The organism is Lewinella sp. LCG006, assembly GCF_040784935.1.
Lineage (GTDB): Bacteria > Bacteroidota > Bacteroidia > Chitinophagales > Saprospiraceae > Lewinella.
The window spans coordinates 2,304,839-2,322,007 of record NZ_CP160680.1 but is presented as its reverse complement, the minus strand read 5'-3'; the positions used below and the strand labels follow the sequence as shown (position 1 = coordinate 2,322,007).

Genomic DNA, 17,169 nt, shown 5'->3' with positions numbered 1-17,169 from the left:
ATGATCGCCAGGGTGGAAAAAAGGACAATCAGCTTGGTGTTTCGCCAAGTGACCGCATTTTTTTCGCGCGGGGTGCGGTAGTCTCTTTTTCTGCTTTGGTACGCCATACAGTGAATCACTTCATTTAATTAAAGCGCAAAACTTTTGGGCAGCCTTTGCTGAATAAATAGGCTGACCCAAAAGTTTTGCTTTGTTGCGGCAAAGGTACTGAAAAGAGTCTACTAAGCGACTTAGTTACAGCCGACACTTTTGTTTATAGATGATCGTAAAAAGTGTAGCTGCGTTTCATTTGAATTTTTCCAGGAATCTTTTTTTCTCGCCCATTGGGCTTGATCTCGTAAGTAGAAATGTTGGTAACAACCAATAAGCCCGTGTCATCGTATTCACTTTCCGAGACAATACGCAAACAGGCTTCGTTTTCCTCCGCTTTGGTGGCATCAACAAAGAGTATTTTTTCTGATCTCAGATCTCGCCCCTGCTCGTCGTAATAATAATGGGTAGTACTAGGAAGCATCCAGCCTGAGCTGGTAGCACGTATTATCTGCCCCCTGTTATTGTATTCGTAATCAACGCTAACCTGGGGAAGCAAATGATCTACTCGCCGGTAGCCAGCTTCCATTCCCAGCTTATTTTGATATTGTCGCAGTTGGACCAGCTGTCCTTTGGCGTTGTAAAAGAAGGAGTCTACTTCCACGTTTTCCCTAAGCAGATCTTGTCCATTACGCGTACATACGAGCTGACCACCTTTGTCATAATCATAGATTTTCTTACTGATCCTTATTTCTTTATTCAGGTGGGTATGAACAATCACAGAGTCGAGACGATCATCTCCGGAGTAATAATTGAAAGTTTGGGAAGAAACCCCTGCAATGACAGCAGCGGTAGTGATCAACCCATCCTCATATTCGTAGCTGACATTATCTTCACTGCTAAGAATCAGTTGTTTCACTTGATGATCTCTCATCGTGAAAATGATTGATTTGTCTTGGGCTGTCAACAAGAAAGGAAATAGAAAAAGCAAAATAAAAGGTTTCATTTTGTGGTTTTTAGATTCATTGATAGATACCTAATACCACCAAAACCTTACCCTCTATTTTTATTTTTTTCACTCAACCGGCTGACACAACTCTACCAAAACCCCATTGGCAGACTTCGGGTGCACAAAACAAACCCACATATTGTCTGCACCTCGCTTCGGTGCTTCGTTGAGTAAACGAAAGCCCTGCTCCCGTAGGCGTTCCATCTCGGCACGAATATCCGCTACCCGGAAGGCGACGTGGTGAATCCCCTCGCCCCGTTTTTCGATGTACTGGGCAATCGCACTTTCTGGAGCGGTAGCTGCCAGCAACTCAATCTTGGATTCACCCGTTTGAAAGAAGGAAGTCATCACTTTTTCACTTTCTACTTCTTCCGCTTTGTAGGGTGCTTTACCCAGTAGGGTCGTATACAGCTCATTGGCTGCTTCCAGGTCTTTCACGGCAATACCGAGGTGTTCAATTTGCATCAGTTTCCCTGTTTTTTCACAAAGATAACAAGCTCTAAAAATTAACTTCATCGAACAGACTAATAACCAGAAAGGAATTTTCGTTGTTGTTAATTAGGTGCCAATGGCTTTATTCCATTGAAGCACTGTAAATTTGTGTGTTTTATTAAGATAACCCACTGTTGTGAGTCGAAAGATACTACTACCCTTTTTGATGCTTTTGTCTTTGAGTGCTGTGTTCGCGCAGGAGCAAGTGACGGAAGAAGAAGTCAACCGCGAAAAGCTTTTTATTGAAGCCAACCGCGAAAAACTATTGGGCAATTACGATAAGGCCGTAAGCATGCTGCGTGAGCTGAATCGCCAGGATGGCAGCAATGCCGCCGTCGCTTACGAACTCGGCCGTTTGCTACACGCGCAGGGTGACATCGAGGATGCGGTTCGTTACCTGAAACTGGCAACCGATTTAGCTCCCGATAACGAATGGTACCTCAAGTTTTTGGCCGACATCTACCAGCAAGAAGGGCGCAACGCCGAAGGGGCAGCACTTTACGAGGCCTTGGCCAAGAAGTCGCCAGATGATCAGTACGTCTATTTCCGCTGGGCTTATTTTTTGGTTCGCGCCCAGGAGATTGATAAAGCGCTTAAGGTCTACGACGATTTAGAAAAAGCCATCGGGCTTAACGAAGAAATTGCCCGCCGCCGCCACACCCTCTTTTTAGGTTTGGGCGATACCAAACGCGCCGCCAAAGAACTGGAACACCTGGTGGAGGTCTACCCCAAGGTGCTGGAATACAAGCACATTCTGGCTGCTTTTTACGATGCTCAAGGTGATACGGCTGCCGCTCGGAAAGTGTACGAGCAAATTATTGCCCAAGACCCCAAAGACGCCAAGGCGCAACTGGCCCTGGCTGGAGGCTCTAATATACAGCAAGACGAACTCCGCTATCTCGCTGAATTGCGACCCGCCTTCGAACGCAGCGACGTTGCCGTAGATCTGAAAATCAGTAAGCTTTACCCTTTCATTACCATGGTGGCCGAAACAGGAAATCGTGTCATTGCCGATGCGGCTTTGGAACTTACGACCATTATGGAAGGTGTTCACAACAGCGATGCCAAGCCGTTTTCAGCAGCGGGAGATTTGCTCTATCATTCTGGACGAAAGAAAGAAGCTATTCAGAAGTACAAAACTACGCTGGAACGCGATGAAAATGTGTTTCCCGTATGGGAACAACTGCTCACGGCTCTCTACGAAGTAGGTGATGGGGAAGGGCTTTACAAAGCCGCCAATGACGCCTTGGATATTTTCCCCAACCGCGCCGTCATCCAATATTTTCTGGCATTGGGAGCCGATGCGACGAAACGCTACGACGAAGCCCTCGACGCCACCAGCATGGCCACCATGATGAGCGGCCGAGACCAGGCCCTGCGCGGAGAAATTCAAGCCATTGAAGGACAGGTGTACAGTCATCAAGGGGATAAATCAGCTGCGGCAGCTGCATTCAAGCAGGCTTTGGAGTTGGCCCCTACGTCGCCAGATGTCAACTACCGTTATGCGGAATACCTGCTGGAAAAAAATGACCTGAAAAACGCCAAGGCGGCGGCCGAACAAGCAGCCAACCAAATGCCATACCATCCCTATTATGCCAATGGCTTAGCCAAAGTATATTACCAGGATGGTCGCTACGAGCAAGCGCAAGAATGGAATGCCAAAGCCCGTACCAACGGCGCGGCCTATTGGCCTGCTGCTTTGGAGTTGGCGGGGGACATCCAGTTTCAACTCAAGCATCCAGATCAAGCCGTTTCCTTTTGGCAGGAAGCCAAGACACTAGGCGGCGATAGTAAGCGTTTAGAAGATAAAATTGCAAATCGGAGTTTATGATTTCACTACCAGCATTTCGTTCGTTCTTAGGTGTTTTTATTGTGCTGACCCTGGTTTTGTCCAGTGGTTGTAACACCGCTAAAAAAGCCACCGAAACAACCACCGTCGATCGCCCCATGGGGCCGGCTGATTATCTGAAAGTTTTTGCCCAAAACCAAATCCAGGCAGAGTGGCTCAACGGTAGTGCTCGCCTTTCCTTTGATGATGGCGACATGTCTGTAGGTGGTACCGCTACCATTAAAATGCAAAAAGACCGAGCTATCTGGATGAGTGTTAAGAAGTTTGGCTTCGAAGTTGCTCGTGCAATGGTCACGCCCGATTCGCTATTCATCATAGATCGTTTCAACAAAGAGTACGCGGCGGAGCCTATTAGCTATATCGCCGAGCGTTTTAAGCTGCCTGCCGACCTCACGATGTTGCAACAAATTTTGCTCGGAAACCCGGTTTACCTGACCCAGTATACGCCTAAGGCAAGTACTGAAGAAAATACCCTGCGGTGGTCTGCACAAGATGAAGATGCGCGCAACGATTTCTGGTTCTTGCTGCCCAATTACCAGTTGGATAGGATGGAGGTACAGCAAGGAGGCAACGCCCGCTCACTAGCCATTCAATTACTGAACTATCAGGATGCTGGCACCAACCGTGATTTTTCTTACCTTCGTAAAATTGCTGTCAATAGCCGGGAAACCGGGAAGGCAGAGATAGAAATAGAATTTACCCAAGTTGAGCTCAACGTTCCTACCGATTTCGATTTCAGTGTGCCTCCGCGCTATGAGCGGATGTCTAAGTAATGCACTTTTACTGCTACTGATCGTATGCAGTACCACAGGCGCTTTATCAGGGCAGTCAGCAGACGCACTGAAGAACAAACGAGCAGAATTGATGGCGGAAATCAACGCCAACAACCGCCGTTTGGGGGATACCCGCCGCAACAAAGCAGCTACGGTAGAGCAGTTGGCATTACTGCAACAACAGATTCGCAAAAGGGAAGAACTCATTAGCACCCTTCAGCAAGAAATTTCCTACACGGATGCCAGTATCATTCGTACCAATGAAGTCGTCCTAGCCCTCAATGAAGATGTAGATCGATTGAAAGAAGAGTACAGCCACTTGGTACGGGCGGCTTATCGTAGCCGCCTACAGCATACCTGGCTCAGCTTTCTCTTATCATCGCGAAATTTTAACGAAGCTTTTCGGCGTTGGCAATACCTCCGCCAGTACCAACGATTCAGAAGTCGCCAGGCTCGCCTGATTGTGGCCACGCAAAAATCATTGCAAACTAAGCTTACTCAACTGGAAGTACGTCGGGAGGAAAAAGAAAGGTTGCTACTCACCGAGGAAAATCAGAAAGTAGCCATCAGCCGAGAAAAGGTGGCTCAGGATCAGTTGTTGACCAAACTCAATAAGAGTGAAGCCACGCTTCTCGCCGACATCAAACGGCAGGAGATCGCCCGCGAAGAACTCAATCAAGCCATTGAGCAATCCATCGCCTCGGAGATGGCCAGGATACGCAAAGCAGAAAGAACCAGAACAGAGACGGCCACTACGACACCTGCCGCCAGCAACACCGCAGCGCCGGAAGGAAATAATGACACCAGTAATTTTGGAAGCCAAAAAGGCCGCCTACCCTGGCCCGTGGAGGGAGAAATTGTAAAAAGGTTTGGCCGTCAGCCCCACCCCACCGTCAAGGGGGTGGAAATATCTAACAACGGTATCGATATCGGTATCAAAACCAACACGGGGGTCAAGGCCGTAGCTGCGGGCACGGTAGTGAGCACCCATTTTGTACCCGGTTACCGCAATATGGTACTGGTAAGACACGGAGACTACTATACGGTATATTCGAATCTGGAAAGTGTGAGCGTAAGTAGCGGCACTACCCTTGTTGCGGGCCAAACGATCGGTAATATCAGCACCCAAGCCGGAGAACTCCACTTTGAGCTATGGCGCCAAAAAGAACGACTGAATCCTGAGCGTTGGATCAGTAAGTAATGTGAAATCTCACTGTATTAGGTACTTAGTAGAGCCCGCCTGACCAAGCGGACAGGGGGGATAGGGATTTTGAATAACCCAAATTTGACGTCTTGCCAAGTACTCCGTCAGAAAGGTTTACCTCCCATGCTGGTACAGCCGGCGAGCTTCGCGGTGCTTTCTTAGCGGTTTAAATTCCTACAAATGGATGTTGTACCAAGTATCTTTTACCTAGTGGCTAGTACCGTAGTGCTGTATGGTACGCTGGTGCTAAGCCTGCTGTACGCTTTTTTTCTGGCCTGGCTTGCCAAGCGTTGGAAAGATGGTGCGCGAGCTTATCGTGCTCCTGTCGCTGCTGCTGAATTACCCCTAATTTCCGTCATCATTCCGGCTCGCAACGAAGCGGCCAATATCGGGGCTTGCCTTCAGTCGGTCTTGAGCCAGGATTACCCTTTCGGAAAAATGGAAATTATTGTCATTGATGATCATTCATCGGATGGCACCGCCAAGATCGTCGAGCAAATCATAGATCAAAGAGTGCACTTGATACCGCTGCAAGGAGATCATGGTCAGGGCAAAAAAGCAGCACTGGAAAAAGCCATTCAAAAAGCCCAGGGGACACTCATCGTCACCACCGATGCAGATGTGGTTGTGCCGAAGGGCTGGCTGGAAGAAATAGCTGCTGCTTGGCACGGGGGCGCAAAAATGATCTTAGGTCCCGTAAAAATGAGCGGCCCCGCAAGCTTGCTCACTGCCTGGCAAGGGCTGGATGTTTGCGGCACTATGTTGCTCACCGGAGCCGCCGTTTATCAGGGGCGTCCACTTTTAGCCAATGGGGCCAACCTGGCCTTTACCAAAACTTATTTCCAGGAACTCGGCGCTTACCTGGGTAATGAAAAGCTGGCCTCAGGCGATGATATTTTCTTGCTGCAAAAAGCGGTAAAGAAAGACGTCAAATCCATTCAGTTCTTATTTACTACATCAGCTACCGTTTGCACGGAAGCAGAGGATAGTTGGTCAAAATTATTTTGGCAACGCCTGCGCTGGGCCGGAAAAACGGGAGCTTATCGCGATCCTTATTTGATCATTTTTCAAGGGCTGGTTTATCTACTCTCCTGGGGGCTGCTACTGCTCCTTCCTTTACTTTTTTTCCAGCCCTTTGTAGTGGCCTTAGCTTGGCTGGTGAAATTGATAGTCGAAGGATTTTACCTGCGCTTTGCTTGTCGCGAAATGGGTGAGGGCAAGTGGCTGACTTGGCTACTACCCGTGCAGTTGATCCATCCTTTCTATATAGTGCTGATTGGTACACTGGCTTTGTTGCCGCTTTCTTTTTATTGGAAAGGGCGGAGGGTGAGATAGGGTCATCCCACCAAAGCCCCCACCATCTCCTCCACCCTGCGAGGATCAATATCATTCGCCCAGTGCCCCTCTTTTTTCAATGCCGACCCGACGATAAACCCATCCGCAAAAGGCAGATAATGCTTGATATTGCCGGGCGTAATCCCTGACCCTACCAACAGCGGAAGATCAGGACACGCTTTTTTTACCGCTGCCAAATCTTCGGGTTTTGCTTCCGTTCCGGTAGCAGTTCCGGTGACAATCAAGCCATCTGTACGGAAAAACTGAGCAGCTTTGGCCGTCTCCGCCAAGTCCACATCCGCCGTCATGGCGTGGGCACTGTGTTTCTTCTTGACGTCGGTGAAGACAGCAATATGTTCAGCCCCTATATTTCTCCGGTAACGGAGCAGCTCTGCTGCATCACTGTTCATCCAACCCTCGTCCGCCAAGTGGCCAAAAACAAAACCTTCGGCTCGGATGAATTGGAGATCAGCAGCCAATGCAACCGCCAAAGCAGCCTGATTCGCTCCTGCCAAAATTTGAATACCACAGGGTAATTGGGGCGCAATATTTTTCACCGCTAGCGCCACGGCTGTCATGCCGCTCACAATTTCAGGGCCTACTGTCCTTGCAGCATAAGGCGTATCGTGCATATTTTCGAGGAGCAAGGCATCTACCCCCGCAGTAGCGAGTAGCTCAGCTTCTTGCCGCACTTTTTTCAACACGGCAGGCCAGTTGTTTTGATAAGCGGGCGTACCGGGTAATGCCGGCACATGGATCATCGCCACCAGCGGCTTACGATCAGGAAAGGTAGCGGATAAGGAAAAAGGCATAAGGGAAGAGTTTAGGACAAAGTTGGCGCAATATCTGTGCAATGGCAAACAAGTCTTCTATAAAGACCCCGGAATTTTTCGTATCTCTGTGCTTAAATATCCCTAAAAACATGAGTAAACCAATCTTTGTGCTGGGAGCAGCACTGACGGATATGGTAGGCTTTCCTCAACGAAAACCAACCTTAACGGAATCAGTACCGGGTAGAATTGTAAAGTCTTCGGGTGGCGTAGGTCGCAACTTGGCCGAAAATCTCGTTCGGCTAGGCTTGCCCACGGAATTGATGACCGTCTTTGGTGATGATCGCAATGGCAAAGCACTGCTCTCCGAATGCCAGGAGCTGAACATTGGTGTACGCTACAGCATCCTGGCTAATGGCCGCAAAGGTGCACTCAACCTGGCGATACTGGACGAAAAGAATGATCTCTTTGCCGGGATCGCCGACCTTTCTATTTTAGACGTAATCACGCCTGCTTACCTGGAGTCTCAGCTCCCCGCGCTGCAAGAAGCAAGCATCATTTGTTTGGAAACCAATACACCACCAGCGGCCATTGAGTGGTTGCTGGCCCAAGAGCTGGATGTACCTATTTATCTCGACCCCGTTTCGGCGCAATTGGCTACCAGGGTCAAGGACCAGCTTGGCAAGTTTCATACCGTAAAGGTAAATCGCCGTCAGGCCGAAGTATTAAGCGGGCAACCCCTCTCACAATCAAGCGATGTAGAAAAATTAGCCAGCAGGTGGCTTGCAGCTGGTGTACAGCGGGTGTTCATTACATTGGGTGATCACGGGGCTTATGCTGCTGATGCTGAACGAAAAATTCATCTGCCAGCAGCCAAGGTAAAAGTAGCAGACACCACGGGAGCAGGAGATGCTTTTCAGGCAGGCCTGATCTGGGCCAGCTTACGCAAATGGTCGCTGGAGGATTGTTGCCGGGCGGGCTTGGCCGCATCCACCGTAGCGGTACGCGCCGAAGGAGCAATCAATAAGGAAATGTCGCAGGCGGTCTTATTGGAGCATATCCGTAAATTTTGTTAGCAACAGCAATTTATTTTCTGCGCAATAAAAATCGCAAATAGTAATTGACGATCTGATGAGCCAATACCTCAACAAAAAGGAAGAAGTAGCTGATGCATTAGCTGACGGAAAGGCGGTTGTAGCCTTAGAATCAACGATCATCTCCCACGGGATGCCTTACCCTGAAAATGTAGAAACAGCCCTGCGGGTAGAGGAAACTGTTCGGAAAGCCGGTGCTGTACCAGCAACCATCGCCATTCTTGATGGACAACTGTGCGCAGGTTTGAACCTCGACCAAATCGAGACGCTGGGAAAAACAGGCACCGCAGTGGCCAAGGCCAGTCGGCGGGATATCCCTTTTCTTCTGGCAAAAAAACAGCTTGGAGCAACAACGGTTGCGGCCACAATGATCATTGCAGCACAGGCCGGCATTGAGCTCTTTGCCACTGGCGGTATTGGTGGCGTACACCGCGGCGGAGCAGAAAATTTTGACATTTCGGCAGATTTGCAAGAATTGGCACGAACGAATGTAGCCGTTGTTTGCGCTGGTGCGAAGTCAATCCTGGATTTACCACTCACCTTGGAGTACCTCGAAACCTATGGCGTACCAGTAATCGGTTATCAAACCCGTGAGTTTCCTGCTTTTTATTCTCGAGAAAGCGGATTGGGGGTCGATTATACCTTACATACACCGGAAGAAGTAGCAACAGTTTTGGCTACCAAATGGAATGCTGGTTTAGCTGGAGGGGCCATCATCGCGAACCCCGTGCCGGAAAAATTCAGCATGGACGCCACTTACCTCAACGGCATTATTGAACATGCACTAGCGGAGGCTACGCGCGAAAAGATCAAAGGAAAAGCCATTACGCCTTATTTGTTGAGCAAAATAAAAGAATTGACGGAAGGAAAAAGCTTGGTCTCAAACATTGAATTGGTGCTCAATAATGCTCGTCTGGCTGCAGAAATAGCGGTAGCAAGTAGTCTCCTGAAACGTGAATTGCTCACTTAAATTAGGAAGTATGCTCTTATTGGCGTTCAGCTTTCTTACAGCATTTGCACTGACTTACTTCGCGATACCCTCCATCATCCATATCGCTCGGGATAAGCAATTGTATGATGTGCCAGGCGAGCGCAGTTCGCATTACGAGAGTACACCTTCTCTCGGGGGTATTGCTATTTTTTCTGGTGCTATTTTTTCAATCATTTACTGGACGCCACTGGGTGGTGAAGACCATTTACAGTATGTACTTTGTGCGATGCTGATCCTTTTACTCATTGGTGCCAAGGATGATATTTCGCCTGTTTCTGCCAATAAAAAGATCATTAGCCAAATCATGGCGGCCTCTATTTTGGTGCTCAAATCTGATGTTCGTTTAGAAAGTCTTTACGGTTTCATGGGGCTTCATCAGCCATTGCCCGAGGCCTTGGTCATCATTTTATCCATTTTTACCATTTTCGTGATTACGAATGCCTTCAATTTGATTGATGGGATCAACGGCCTGGCAGGCAGCCTGGCGGTCTTGATTTTTACCACTTTTGGGGTGTGGTTTTTTGTGGCGGGTTTTGCTGTTTTGGCAGCGATAGCTTTTGCCGTCGTAGGTGCGGTATTAGCGTTTTTAAAGTACAACTACTCTCCAGCTCAAATTTTTATGGGAGATACTGGTGCCCTAATGCTGGGCCTGATGTCGGCTTTTTTAGCCATTAAGTTTATCGACTTAAACGAAGGTTTAATGAAAGGCAACCCCTATCGGCTAACGGGCGGACCGGCAGTCGCTATCGGGATTTTACTGATTCCATTGTTTGATACCATCAGGGTTTTTTCTACCAGAATCATACGGGGGCAGCCTCCGTTGAAGGCCGATCGTCGCCATATTCATCATTTGTTGATAGATGCTGGTAAATCGCATTCCGAAGCGACGGCTATCCTGGTAGGCTTGAGTATGTTTGTTATCTCGTTGGTACTTTTTTGCCACGACAAATTAAATACTCACCTGGTGATTTTACTGGAGTTGGGCTTGGTGAGTGTATTTAGTTTTTACTTTCATCGGCAAGCTCATCGCAATCGCAACACCAACTAACCAACAAGCAAACCAACAAACTATGGCCTATTTCTGGGTTTTTATCGGAGGAGGATTAGGGAGCTTGTGCCGTTTTGGTCTGGCCAGCTGGTTGAACAGGGCAGAAGTTTATCCCTGGGGGACCTTCGTTGCAAACGGCCTTAGCTGCATTATCCTGGGAATGTTGGTAGCGGTGTTTAGCAAACAGGGGCTTAGCGCGGAATTGAGATTACTTTTGGTCACCGGATTCTGTGGTGGTTTTTCCACCTTTTCTACTTTTTCCAACGAATTGGTACAAATGCTACGGCACGCCAATTATTTTGCTGCTGGAAGCTATCTCTTCGGAAGTATATTGTTCGGCCTATTAGCGATTTGGCTCGGGATGCGGCTGATCAATTAGTGTTTTTTTTGGGTAGACGTATCAAAAAGAGGCGCCAACTCCAGGCTGTCTTTCAGTTGTAGCAGCTCTGGTTGATCTGGTCGTAAAGGTCTCATTGGACGATCCAGGGTGTCTTTCTTACGGCGAGCCTCTTCGATGATGATGGAGTCGGCCATCAAGCCTGCTTCTTCCAGGGCGCGATCTCGACAACGCCGATTGACAATGCTCTCAAATTCGGTCAAGCGCTCCTGTACTTTCTCTGCTATGACGGCATCAATATCTACGTGGGTAGCACTTTCACAGGTCGTGAAAAAGCTCAGAAAAAACAACCAAGTAGCAAAGAAGAGTAATTGCCGCATACCTAAATCGTGTTTTCGTGCTGGTCTTTAATTTGATATTCTGGTGCGTAAGCGTTCTTCTTCTTCCAGGCGTTGCTTGACGATGCTGTCTACCGCTGAAGCTACCATTTCTGGGTAGCGTAGTTCGCACAGGCTGTCCCATATTGGCCGCAAACTGTCCAGTTGGCTGGTATAAAGGGTGTCAATCCGGTTACGTTCGGTAGGCGTAAGGCGTAAGCTCACATTTTGTGTTTGGTTGTCACAAGCCGTGAAGGTGAAGAAGATAATAGCGATGAGGGGAAAAGAAAATTTTTTCATTCGCGATCGTTTACGTCAATAACTTTTCGGCGAAGTTCAAAATGCTTGCCGAGGTAGACTTTGCGAACAATCTCGTCTGCCGCCAGTTCCTCGGCTGTCCCTGCTTTCAGAATGCTCCCTTCAAACATCAAGTACGCACGGTCGGTAATAGACAGTGTTTCCTGTACATTGTGATCGGTAATCAAGATACCAATGTTCTTGGTTTTTAGCTTGGCTACAATGTATTGAATGTCTTCAACGGCGATGGGATCGATTCCCGCAAAAGGCTCATCCAGAAGAATAAAGCTGGGGTTGGTCGCCAGGGCACGGGCAATCTCTGTACGGCGCCGCTCTCCTCCGGAAAGGGTGTCGCCAAAGGAATTGCGAACCGTTTCCAACCGGAACTCTTCGATCAAAGACTCTAGTTTGTCTCTTTGCTCTTCTTTGCTTAGGGCCGTCATTTCTAAAACGGCCTTGATGTTATCTTCTACTGATAGTTTACGAAAAACGGATGGCTCTTGGGGCAAATATCCAATACCACGGCGAGCACGCTGATACATAGGAAGATCCGTGATGTTTTCATCGTTTAAGAAAACACTGCCCTCGTTGGGCTGGATGAAACCTACCGTCATGTAGAAAGTGGTGGTTTTACCAGCGCCATTAGGCCCGAGTAGCCCCACGATCTCTCCTTGATGTACTTCTAGAGAGACCTCCTTTACGACTTTTCGGCGGCCGTAGAGTTTTACTAAATTTTCACTGCGTAGGATCATCATGGCTGGTCGGAATCATTCATTTTATGAACATAGAATAACAAGTCTATTAGTCAATGTACTCTATCTTGCGTAAGAAACGTGCACCTACTGTTAGTTCAAAAGTAAGGTTGCGAATTCTACGTTCTTGTATGGTCGTGTTTTGCCCGTTAATGGGGTTCCTTACATTGTCAATACTTGGTTGCTGGTACTGTAGTGAAAAATCAGGGTTAACGGTAAATTCTAATATTCCTTCAACATATTCAGAGAAGGGAAAGTTGAGTCCACCCCCCGCCAGGAAGCCATAGTTGAAGCGGCGAACACCAAGAATCTGATTCTCTGAAAAGTAAACGTTTAAAGGATAAATCCCCTGAGGAATTTGATTGAGTTCTGAGAACCGCTCGTATTCATCAAGGTTGGTCGAAAGAGTATAATCACCTCGAATGCCGAATAAGTAATAAACATTACTGTTGCCTGCTTGGGTAATTACTTGTTTAGCACCAATGGATAAGCTCAGGTTGTGAAATTCAAACCGTTGCGTAGGGAAAGAAACAAAGCTAGCATTGAAGGGATTCCCGAAAAGGGATTGCCGAATAGCACTACCTTTCAAATGGTAACCCAATTGAGCAAATAGGGAAAAATTTTCATCAGCAGGCGCACTTTCAGCCGATAAGATGGCGTGGTAGGCCACCAGTGGGTCGCGCTCAAAAGTATTCCATTGTTGATTAGCAATGGTCAGGCCTCCTTTGAGGCCATAAAAGGTACCTTGGGCCCAGCTTTGATAGCTCAGTAAGAAGGAACCCAGGAGTAGCAGTAGTCTGATATACATAGTCGTAAGGGATAGTCCGGGTACAAACATAAGCTATCCCTTACGGTTCTCCAATTTTACTTGACGCGAAGCTGCATTCCGGCTTGAATTGTGTTTTCTGTCAGTCCATTCAAGCTTTTCAACTGGTCTACGGTGATATTGTATCTGCGTGAAATGCCGTACAGTGTTTCACCGGCAACCACAGTGTGGTAAACAGGGGTACCATTCGGGTTATTGGTGGGATTGGTCGTTGGTGCAGGGCTTGGGTTGGTAGGGGTTGGACTTACCACGGGTGGTTGAGTAGTAGTAGGTTTTGTGGGCTGTGGTGCAGGAGCTGGCGGCCGGTTGGGGTCCACGATAATAATTGGAACATCAGGCCGGTTGCCACCATTATTCGGTGCTTCTGGCTGTACAATGACCGGAGGTGGAGTGACCGGGCGCGTAGGAGTGCTTGGTTGGCTGGTGTCTTCATCTGGCTCCTCCATGTCCAGCTCTCCATTGGGCAAGAGAGGGGCTGATGACTCCGGATTCAAAAATTCGTCCTCTTCAGAACGCAATTTAGGGGCATCTTTTACTTTGCAACCCCGAAGCTTTATTTTTTCGTTCACGCGTGGCTCCTCCCCTTGAGACATACGGTTGCGCTTATAGAGCTTGTTCAATTTTACCGCGTACTCCTGAGAAATATTAAACATCGTCTCTCCAGTAGCGACGGTGTGGTATTTTTCTTTGCCGCGATAGCCATTTCTTTTGGGTTGCAAATAAACGCGTTCACCTTCCGCTATTTCTTGTTGGCTGCTGGTGATTTTTTCGTTGTAACTGATCAAATTCCGCACGCTTACATCCACTCTCTTGGCAATATCTTCCAGACTTTCTCCTTTCGTAACCACGACATAGCGAACATCGTTGTTGTCGAGAATGCCGCTGGCGACAATATCGGAAGGCGTATCGATATCTACCGCTGTAGCATTGTCATAGAGAAAAAGTTGATAGCGCTCGATCAGAGAGATCAAGCTTTCTGGATAAGCAGGGTTAGTGGCATAACCCGCCTGCTTGAGCCCGTAGGCCCAGTTGCGGTAATCCATTGGATCAAGACGGAAGAGAAACCCGTAGCGAAACGCTTTGCGGGGATCACGCAGAAATTCTGAATGCGCAATAAAGGAAGCATCGCTATTCTTATAAGAACGGAAACAGCTTTTGATAAGCTGGCCATTGGCATCATAGTCATCATCTTCCCGGTAAAAACTATCGCCTTGCCAATCACTACCACATTTGATACCGAAGTGATTGTTGGCACGTCTGGCCAAAACGCTTTGCCCGGCATTAGATTCCAAAAGCCCCTGTGCCAATTTGATACTGGCGGGAATGCCCGTGCGCTCCATTTCTTGCACGGCAATATCCTTGAAGCGGTTGATATAGTTGAGCTGGGTTTCGCTCTGCTGCGCTTTAAGGTTCACAGCAGGAGCTAAAAACAAAAGCAGCAAAGGAAAGAAGGTAAGGGTATATAATCGATTGAGCATTACAGTAGGTTTTTGGAAATAATAAGGCCGGGAGTATAACCAGCATATTAACGCTAATGGTTATTCCAACTATTTTGTTGTGGATGAATTCTTAGTCTTTTTTTAACGGTCTCTACTAAAGTAATCTGCTTATGCGATCTTTTTCAATGGCGAGCCTGGCTAAATTACCAAAATAGTGCACAGCTTGAATAAGTTCACTAAAACGGGGATCCTTGCTATGTCCTTGTTTCCAGCGAGCGTAAATTTGTTGTACAATAACGCCAATTTTGAAAGCACCATAAACAAAGTAAAAGAGGATGTTTTCGAGTTGGTGTCCGGTCGTATGTTGGTATCTTTCAACCACCTCTGTGCGCGTCAAATTGCCCGGTAACCAAGTCAGGTTGCCAGCGGCCATCTGCATTACTTTAGCTTCTGATGCCTCACTCCAATAGGCCAGACTGGTGCCTAAATCCATGCGGGTATCTCCTACTGTAGCCATTTCCCAATCCAATACTGCCAAAATACGTGCTGGTTCGGATGCGTCCAGGACCAGATTGTCGTATTTGTAGTCATTGTGGATTAAGCCAGGATAACCGTCTTCAGGCTGGTTGTTAACCATCCATGCTGCAAGTTCTTCCATTACCGCAATGTCATCTGTTTGTGCATGCTCGTAACGTTTTGTCCAACCACTTATCTGACGTCCTACATAGCCTTCCGGTTTTCCTAATTCGGATAAACCCGTGCTGTCAATATTGATTTGGTGCAGTAGCGCAAGGTTGTCAATGGTTGCTTCCGAAATTACCCGCATCCGTGGTGGGGAAAGATCAAGACCCTGGGGTGGTTTGTTGCGAAGAATGATCCCGTCGACCCTTTCCATGACGTAAAAAGTATAGCCTAGTAAATCATGGTCTTCGCACAAATGGATGGGGGCAGGAATGCGACCGTAAATACGCCGCAATTTTTCCAATACCCGAAATTCGCGAGCCATATCATGTGCCGATTTTATCTTTGCCCCACGTGGTGGTCGGCGCAGCACCCAGGCCCCCAGATTCGTGCGCAGAAGGTAGGTCAGGTTAGAAAACCCACCCGGAAATTGCCGGACTTCAGAAATGGTCGTGAACCCGGGAATATGCTCTTTTAGGTAAGCGGTGAGCTTATCCACATTAAGTTCTTCGCCGGAACGTATATCAATCGTTTGATCTTGCATAGTTACAAATATGGGAGACGAGGCCTAAGGTATAAGTAAGGTAAAAAGGAACAAGACTACGGTAACGATGAGCCCTACCATAAAAATATTGTAGGAGATCGATAGATAACGGTATTTTTTGTCCAATACTTTTCCCAAGTGATATAAATCTTCCACCATGCTATTGTAAAGCAATGTACTGCTTTGTAATGTTTTATCCATAGCCGTCTGGAATTCGCCCAGCGGTAATCTCACAAAATTGCCAAAGAAAGCCAGGCCAGAAGGCGATTTTTCTGGTGTAGCAGGGAGTTGCGTCACCTTTGGGCGGGCAGAAAGTACAGCGAAAATAAGCGAAGCCAGGCCCGTCACCAAAAAAATGACCACGGGCAGTAGAATCATGGGTTGGGTCTCCGCAATATTTCGGTAGGATAAAAAAGTAATCAGTACACTGATCAGTATCGAGTTGACGCTGATCATAATATTTGCCTTATTATCAGCAATTGCGCTAAGGTTAATATGATTTCGATAAACCACCCGGAAGTAGCTCTGCGTCCCTCTAATCGGCAAGCTAGTTTCGAGCTGACTAAAGGGGGCGTCCTCTGCTGGCGAAGGTTCCAACAGTTGGGTTTTCCTTAGTTTTTCGAGACGTTTTTTCTGAATCAGAATTTGCTGACCGATACGTTTTTGCCAGTGATTTTTTCCTGCACGGGTATGGTAACGCAGCGTCAGGAGTTCTTGCAGTTTTAGTTCCGCCTGCTCCAAGGGCTGTTCCTGCCCACCACGTAGCTCTTGCTCAAGGGCTCGTAAATCTGCCCAGTGGTGCACCTCATCATTGCAATAGATACCAATCAAGGCATCTGCCAGCAGCCAGCTAGCTGTATCATCAGGCGATTGCTGGTAATTGGCGCGCAGGCAGTGTTCTACAGCAGGGTACAGGTTTTCTTTTCCTTGCTGTTGTAAAAAACTTTGACAACTTTTTTGTGCTGCGCTGGAAGGGTTTTTACGATCCAGCTGATACCCTAGCGGATAAAACAAGGCCGCCAATTGTGCGGTTGCTATAATTTCAGGAGTGGCCTGTTCGATCGTGCCGAACTGAAAGACCAGGTTTTCCAGGAAAAAAGCCAATTGATCATCATAAAGCAGTGCCTGCGCATCCTGATGTTGCATGCTCAGTGCAGAGATGTACTTTTTGGCGGCATTGATCAAAGGAAGGGGTGCATTTGGCAAAACGTCCATGACTTGTTTTTAGATAAGCTCAAGATAAGCAGTTGACAGTAAATATTAAGCCTGGGATAATTTTTGTCTTCCGGGCTGCGTTTTTCGAGGGCAGAATGAGTAGCCT

Annotated in this window: 18 protein-coding genes; 8 read left to right on the top strand and 10 right to left on the bottom strand. The window is 47.7% G+C overall.

Features of this window, described 5'->3' with window-relative positions; all coding sequences use genetic code 11:
• Positions 1 to 253 precede the first annotated feature (253 nt).
• A complete protein-coding gene (locus AB0L18_RS07990) occupies positions 254 to 1,036 on the bottom strand; it encodes a hypothetical protein (RefSeq protein WP_367392063.1) in 783 nt (260 codons plus the stop codon).
• 69 nt (positions 1,037 to 1,105) lie between these two features.
• Entirely contained in the window at positions 1,106 to 1,504 is a 399-nt protein-coding gene (gene mce / locus AB0L18_RS07985; protein WP_367392062.1) for a methylmalonyl-CoA epimerase, read from the bottom strand.
• 163 nt (positions 1,505 to 1,667) lie between these two features.
• On the opposite strand from mce, the gene AB0L18_RS07980 reads away from it, so the two are divergent.
• The 4 genes from AB0L18_RS07980 to AB0L18_RS07965 all read left to right on the top strand — a co-directional run bounded on the left by AB0L18_RS07980 (position 1,668) and on the right by AB0L18_RS07965 (position 6,692).
• Positions 1,668 to 3,362 carry a tetratricopeptide repeat protein gene (locus tag AB0L18_RS07980; protein ID WP_367392061.1) on the top strand — a complete coding sequence of 565 codons (1,695 nt, stop codon included), beginning with the start codon at positions 1,668 to 1,670 and terminating at the stop codon, positions 3,360 to 3,362.
• Entirely contained in the window at positions 3,359 to 4,153 is a 795-nt protein-coding gene (locus AB0L18_RS07975; RefSeq protein ID WP_367392060.1) for a DUF4292 domain-containing protein, read from the top strand. Before AB0L18_RS07980 ends, AB0L18_RS07975 begins: the two co-directional genes overlap by 4 nt.
• Positions 4,134 to 5,354, top strand: coding sequence for a murein hydrolase activator EnvC (locus tag AB0L18_RS07970; RefSeq protein ID WP_367392059.1), 1,221 nt, complete (start codon positions 4,134 to 4,136; stop codon positions 5,352 to 5,354). The genes AB0L18_RS07975 and AB0L18_RS07970 overlap by 20 nt, the downstream gene beginning before the upstream one ends.
• Positions 5,355 to 5,537: 183 nt before the next feature.
• Positions 5,538 to 6,692 carry a glycosyltransferase gene (locus AB0L18_RS07965; protein ID WP_367392058.1) on the top strand — a complete coding sequence of 385 codons (1,155 nt, stop codon included), beginning with the start codon at positions 5,538 to 5,540 and terminating at the stop codon, positions 6,690 to 6,692.
• A gap of 2 nt (positions 6,693 to 6,694) precedes the next feature.
• On the opposite strand, the gene AB0L18_RS07960 is transcribed toward AB0L18_RS07965, so the two are convergent.
• Positions 6,695 to 7,504: a BtpA/SgcQ family protein gene (locus AB0L18_RS07960; protein WP_367392057.1), complete on the bottom strand. Its 810-nt coding sequence runs from the start codon at positions 7,502 to 7,504 to the stop codon at positions 6,695 to 6,697.
• 110 nt (positions 7,505 to 7,614) lie between these two features.
• Here AB0L18_RS07960 and AB0L18_RS07955 point away from each other — a divergent pair, with 110 nt between their 5' ends.
• Genes AB0L18_RS07955 through crcB form a run of 4 tightly spaced genes read left to right on the top strand, consistent with a single transcriptional unit; the run spans position 7,615 to position 10,974 of the window.
• On the top strand, positions 7,615 to 8,538 hold the full coding sequence (locus tag AB0L18_RS07955; RefSeq protein ID WP_367392056.1) for a carbohydrate kinase family protein: 924 nt from the start codon (positions 7,615 to 7,617) through the stop codon (positions 8,536 to 8,538).
• 52 nt (positions 8,539 to 8,590) lie between these two features.
• Positions 8,591 to 9,526 carry a pseudouridine-5'-phosphate glycosidase gene (locus AB0L18_RS07950; RefSeq protein ID WP_367393137.1) on the top strand — a complete coding sequence of 312 codons (936 nt, stop codon included), beginning with the start codon at positions 8,591 to 8,593 and terminating at the stop codon, positions 9,524 to 9,526.
• A 10-nt stretch (positions 9,527 to 9,536) separates the two neighbouring features.
• Positions 9,537 to 10,595, top strand: a complete 1,059-nt coding sequence (locus AB0L18_RS07945) for a glycosyltransferase family 4 protein (protein ID WP_367392055.1) — start codon at positions 9,537 to 9,539, stop codon at positions 10,593 to 10,595.
• A gap of 22 nt (positions 10,596 to 10,617) precedes the next feature.
• Entirely contained in the window at positions 10,618 to 10,974 is a 357-nt protein-coding gene (gene crcB / locus AB0L18_RS07940) for a fluoride efflux transporter CrcB (protein ID WP_367392054.1), read from the top strand.
• On the opposite strand, the gene AB0L18_RS07935 is transcribed toward crcB, so the two are convergent.
• The 7 genes from AB0L18_RS07935 to AB0L18_RS07905 all read right to left on the bottom strand — a co-directional run bounded on the left by AB0L18_RS07935 (position 10,971) and on the right by AB0L18_RS07905 (position 17,063).
• Entirely contained in the window at positions 10,971 to 11,312 is a 342-nt protein-coding gene (locus tag AB0L18_RS07935) for a hypothetical protein (RefSeq protein ID WP_367392053.1), read from the bottom strand. The genes crcB and AB0L18_RS07935 overlap by 4 nt on opposite strands.
• A gap of 27 nt (positions 11,313 to 11,339) precedes the next feature.
• Positions 11,340 to 11,609, bottom strand: a complete 270-nt coding sequence (locus AB0L18_RS07930) for a hypothetical protein (protein ID WP_367392052.1) — start codon at positions 11,607 to 11,609, stop codon at positions 11,340 to 11,342.
• Positions 11,606 to 12,358, bottom strand: a complete 753-nt coding sequence (gene lptB, locus AB0L18_RS07925; protein WP_367393136.1) for an LPS export ABC transporter ATP-binding protein — start codon at positions 12,356 to 12,358, stop codon at positions 11,606 to 11,608. The genes AB0L18_RS07930 and lptB overlap by 4 nt, the downstream gene beginning before the upstream one ends.
• Positions 12,359 to 12,407: 49 nt before the next feature.
• The gene (locus AB0L18_RS07920) at positions 12,408 to 13,166 is read right to left on the bottom strand and encodes a hypothetical protein (protein WP_367392051.1); all 759 of its coding nucleotides are present in this window, start codon (positions 13,164 to 13,166) and stop codon (positions 12,408 to 12,410) included.
• Positions 13,167 to 13,222: 56 nt separating this feature from the next.
• Complete coding sequence (locus AB0L18_RS07915) at positions 13,223 to 14,662, bottom strand: glucosaminidase domain-containing protein (RefSeq protein WP_367392050.1); 1,440 nt, start codon at positions 14,660 to 14,662, stop codon at positions 13,223 to 13,225.
• Positions 14,663 to 14,777: 115 nt separating this feature from the next.
• Positions 14,778 to 15,848: a phosphotransferase family protein gene (locus tag AB0L18_RS07910; RefSeq protein WP_367392049.1), complete on the bottom strand. Its 1,071-nt coding sequence runs from the start codon at positions 15,846 to 15,848 to the stop codon at positions 14,778 to 14,780.
• A 24-nt stretch (positions 15,849 to 15,872) separates the two neighbouring features.
• Entirely contained in the window at positions 15,873 to 17,063 is a 1,191-nt protein-coding gene (locus AB0L18_RS07905; protein ID WP_367392048.1) for a Pycsar system effector family protein, read from the bottom strand.
• Between the last annotated feature and the right edge of the window lie 106 nt (positions 17,064 to 17,169).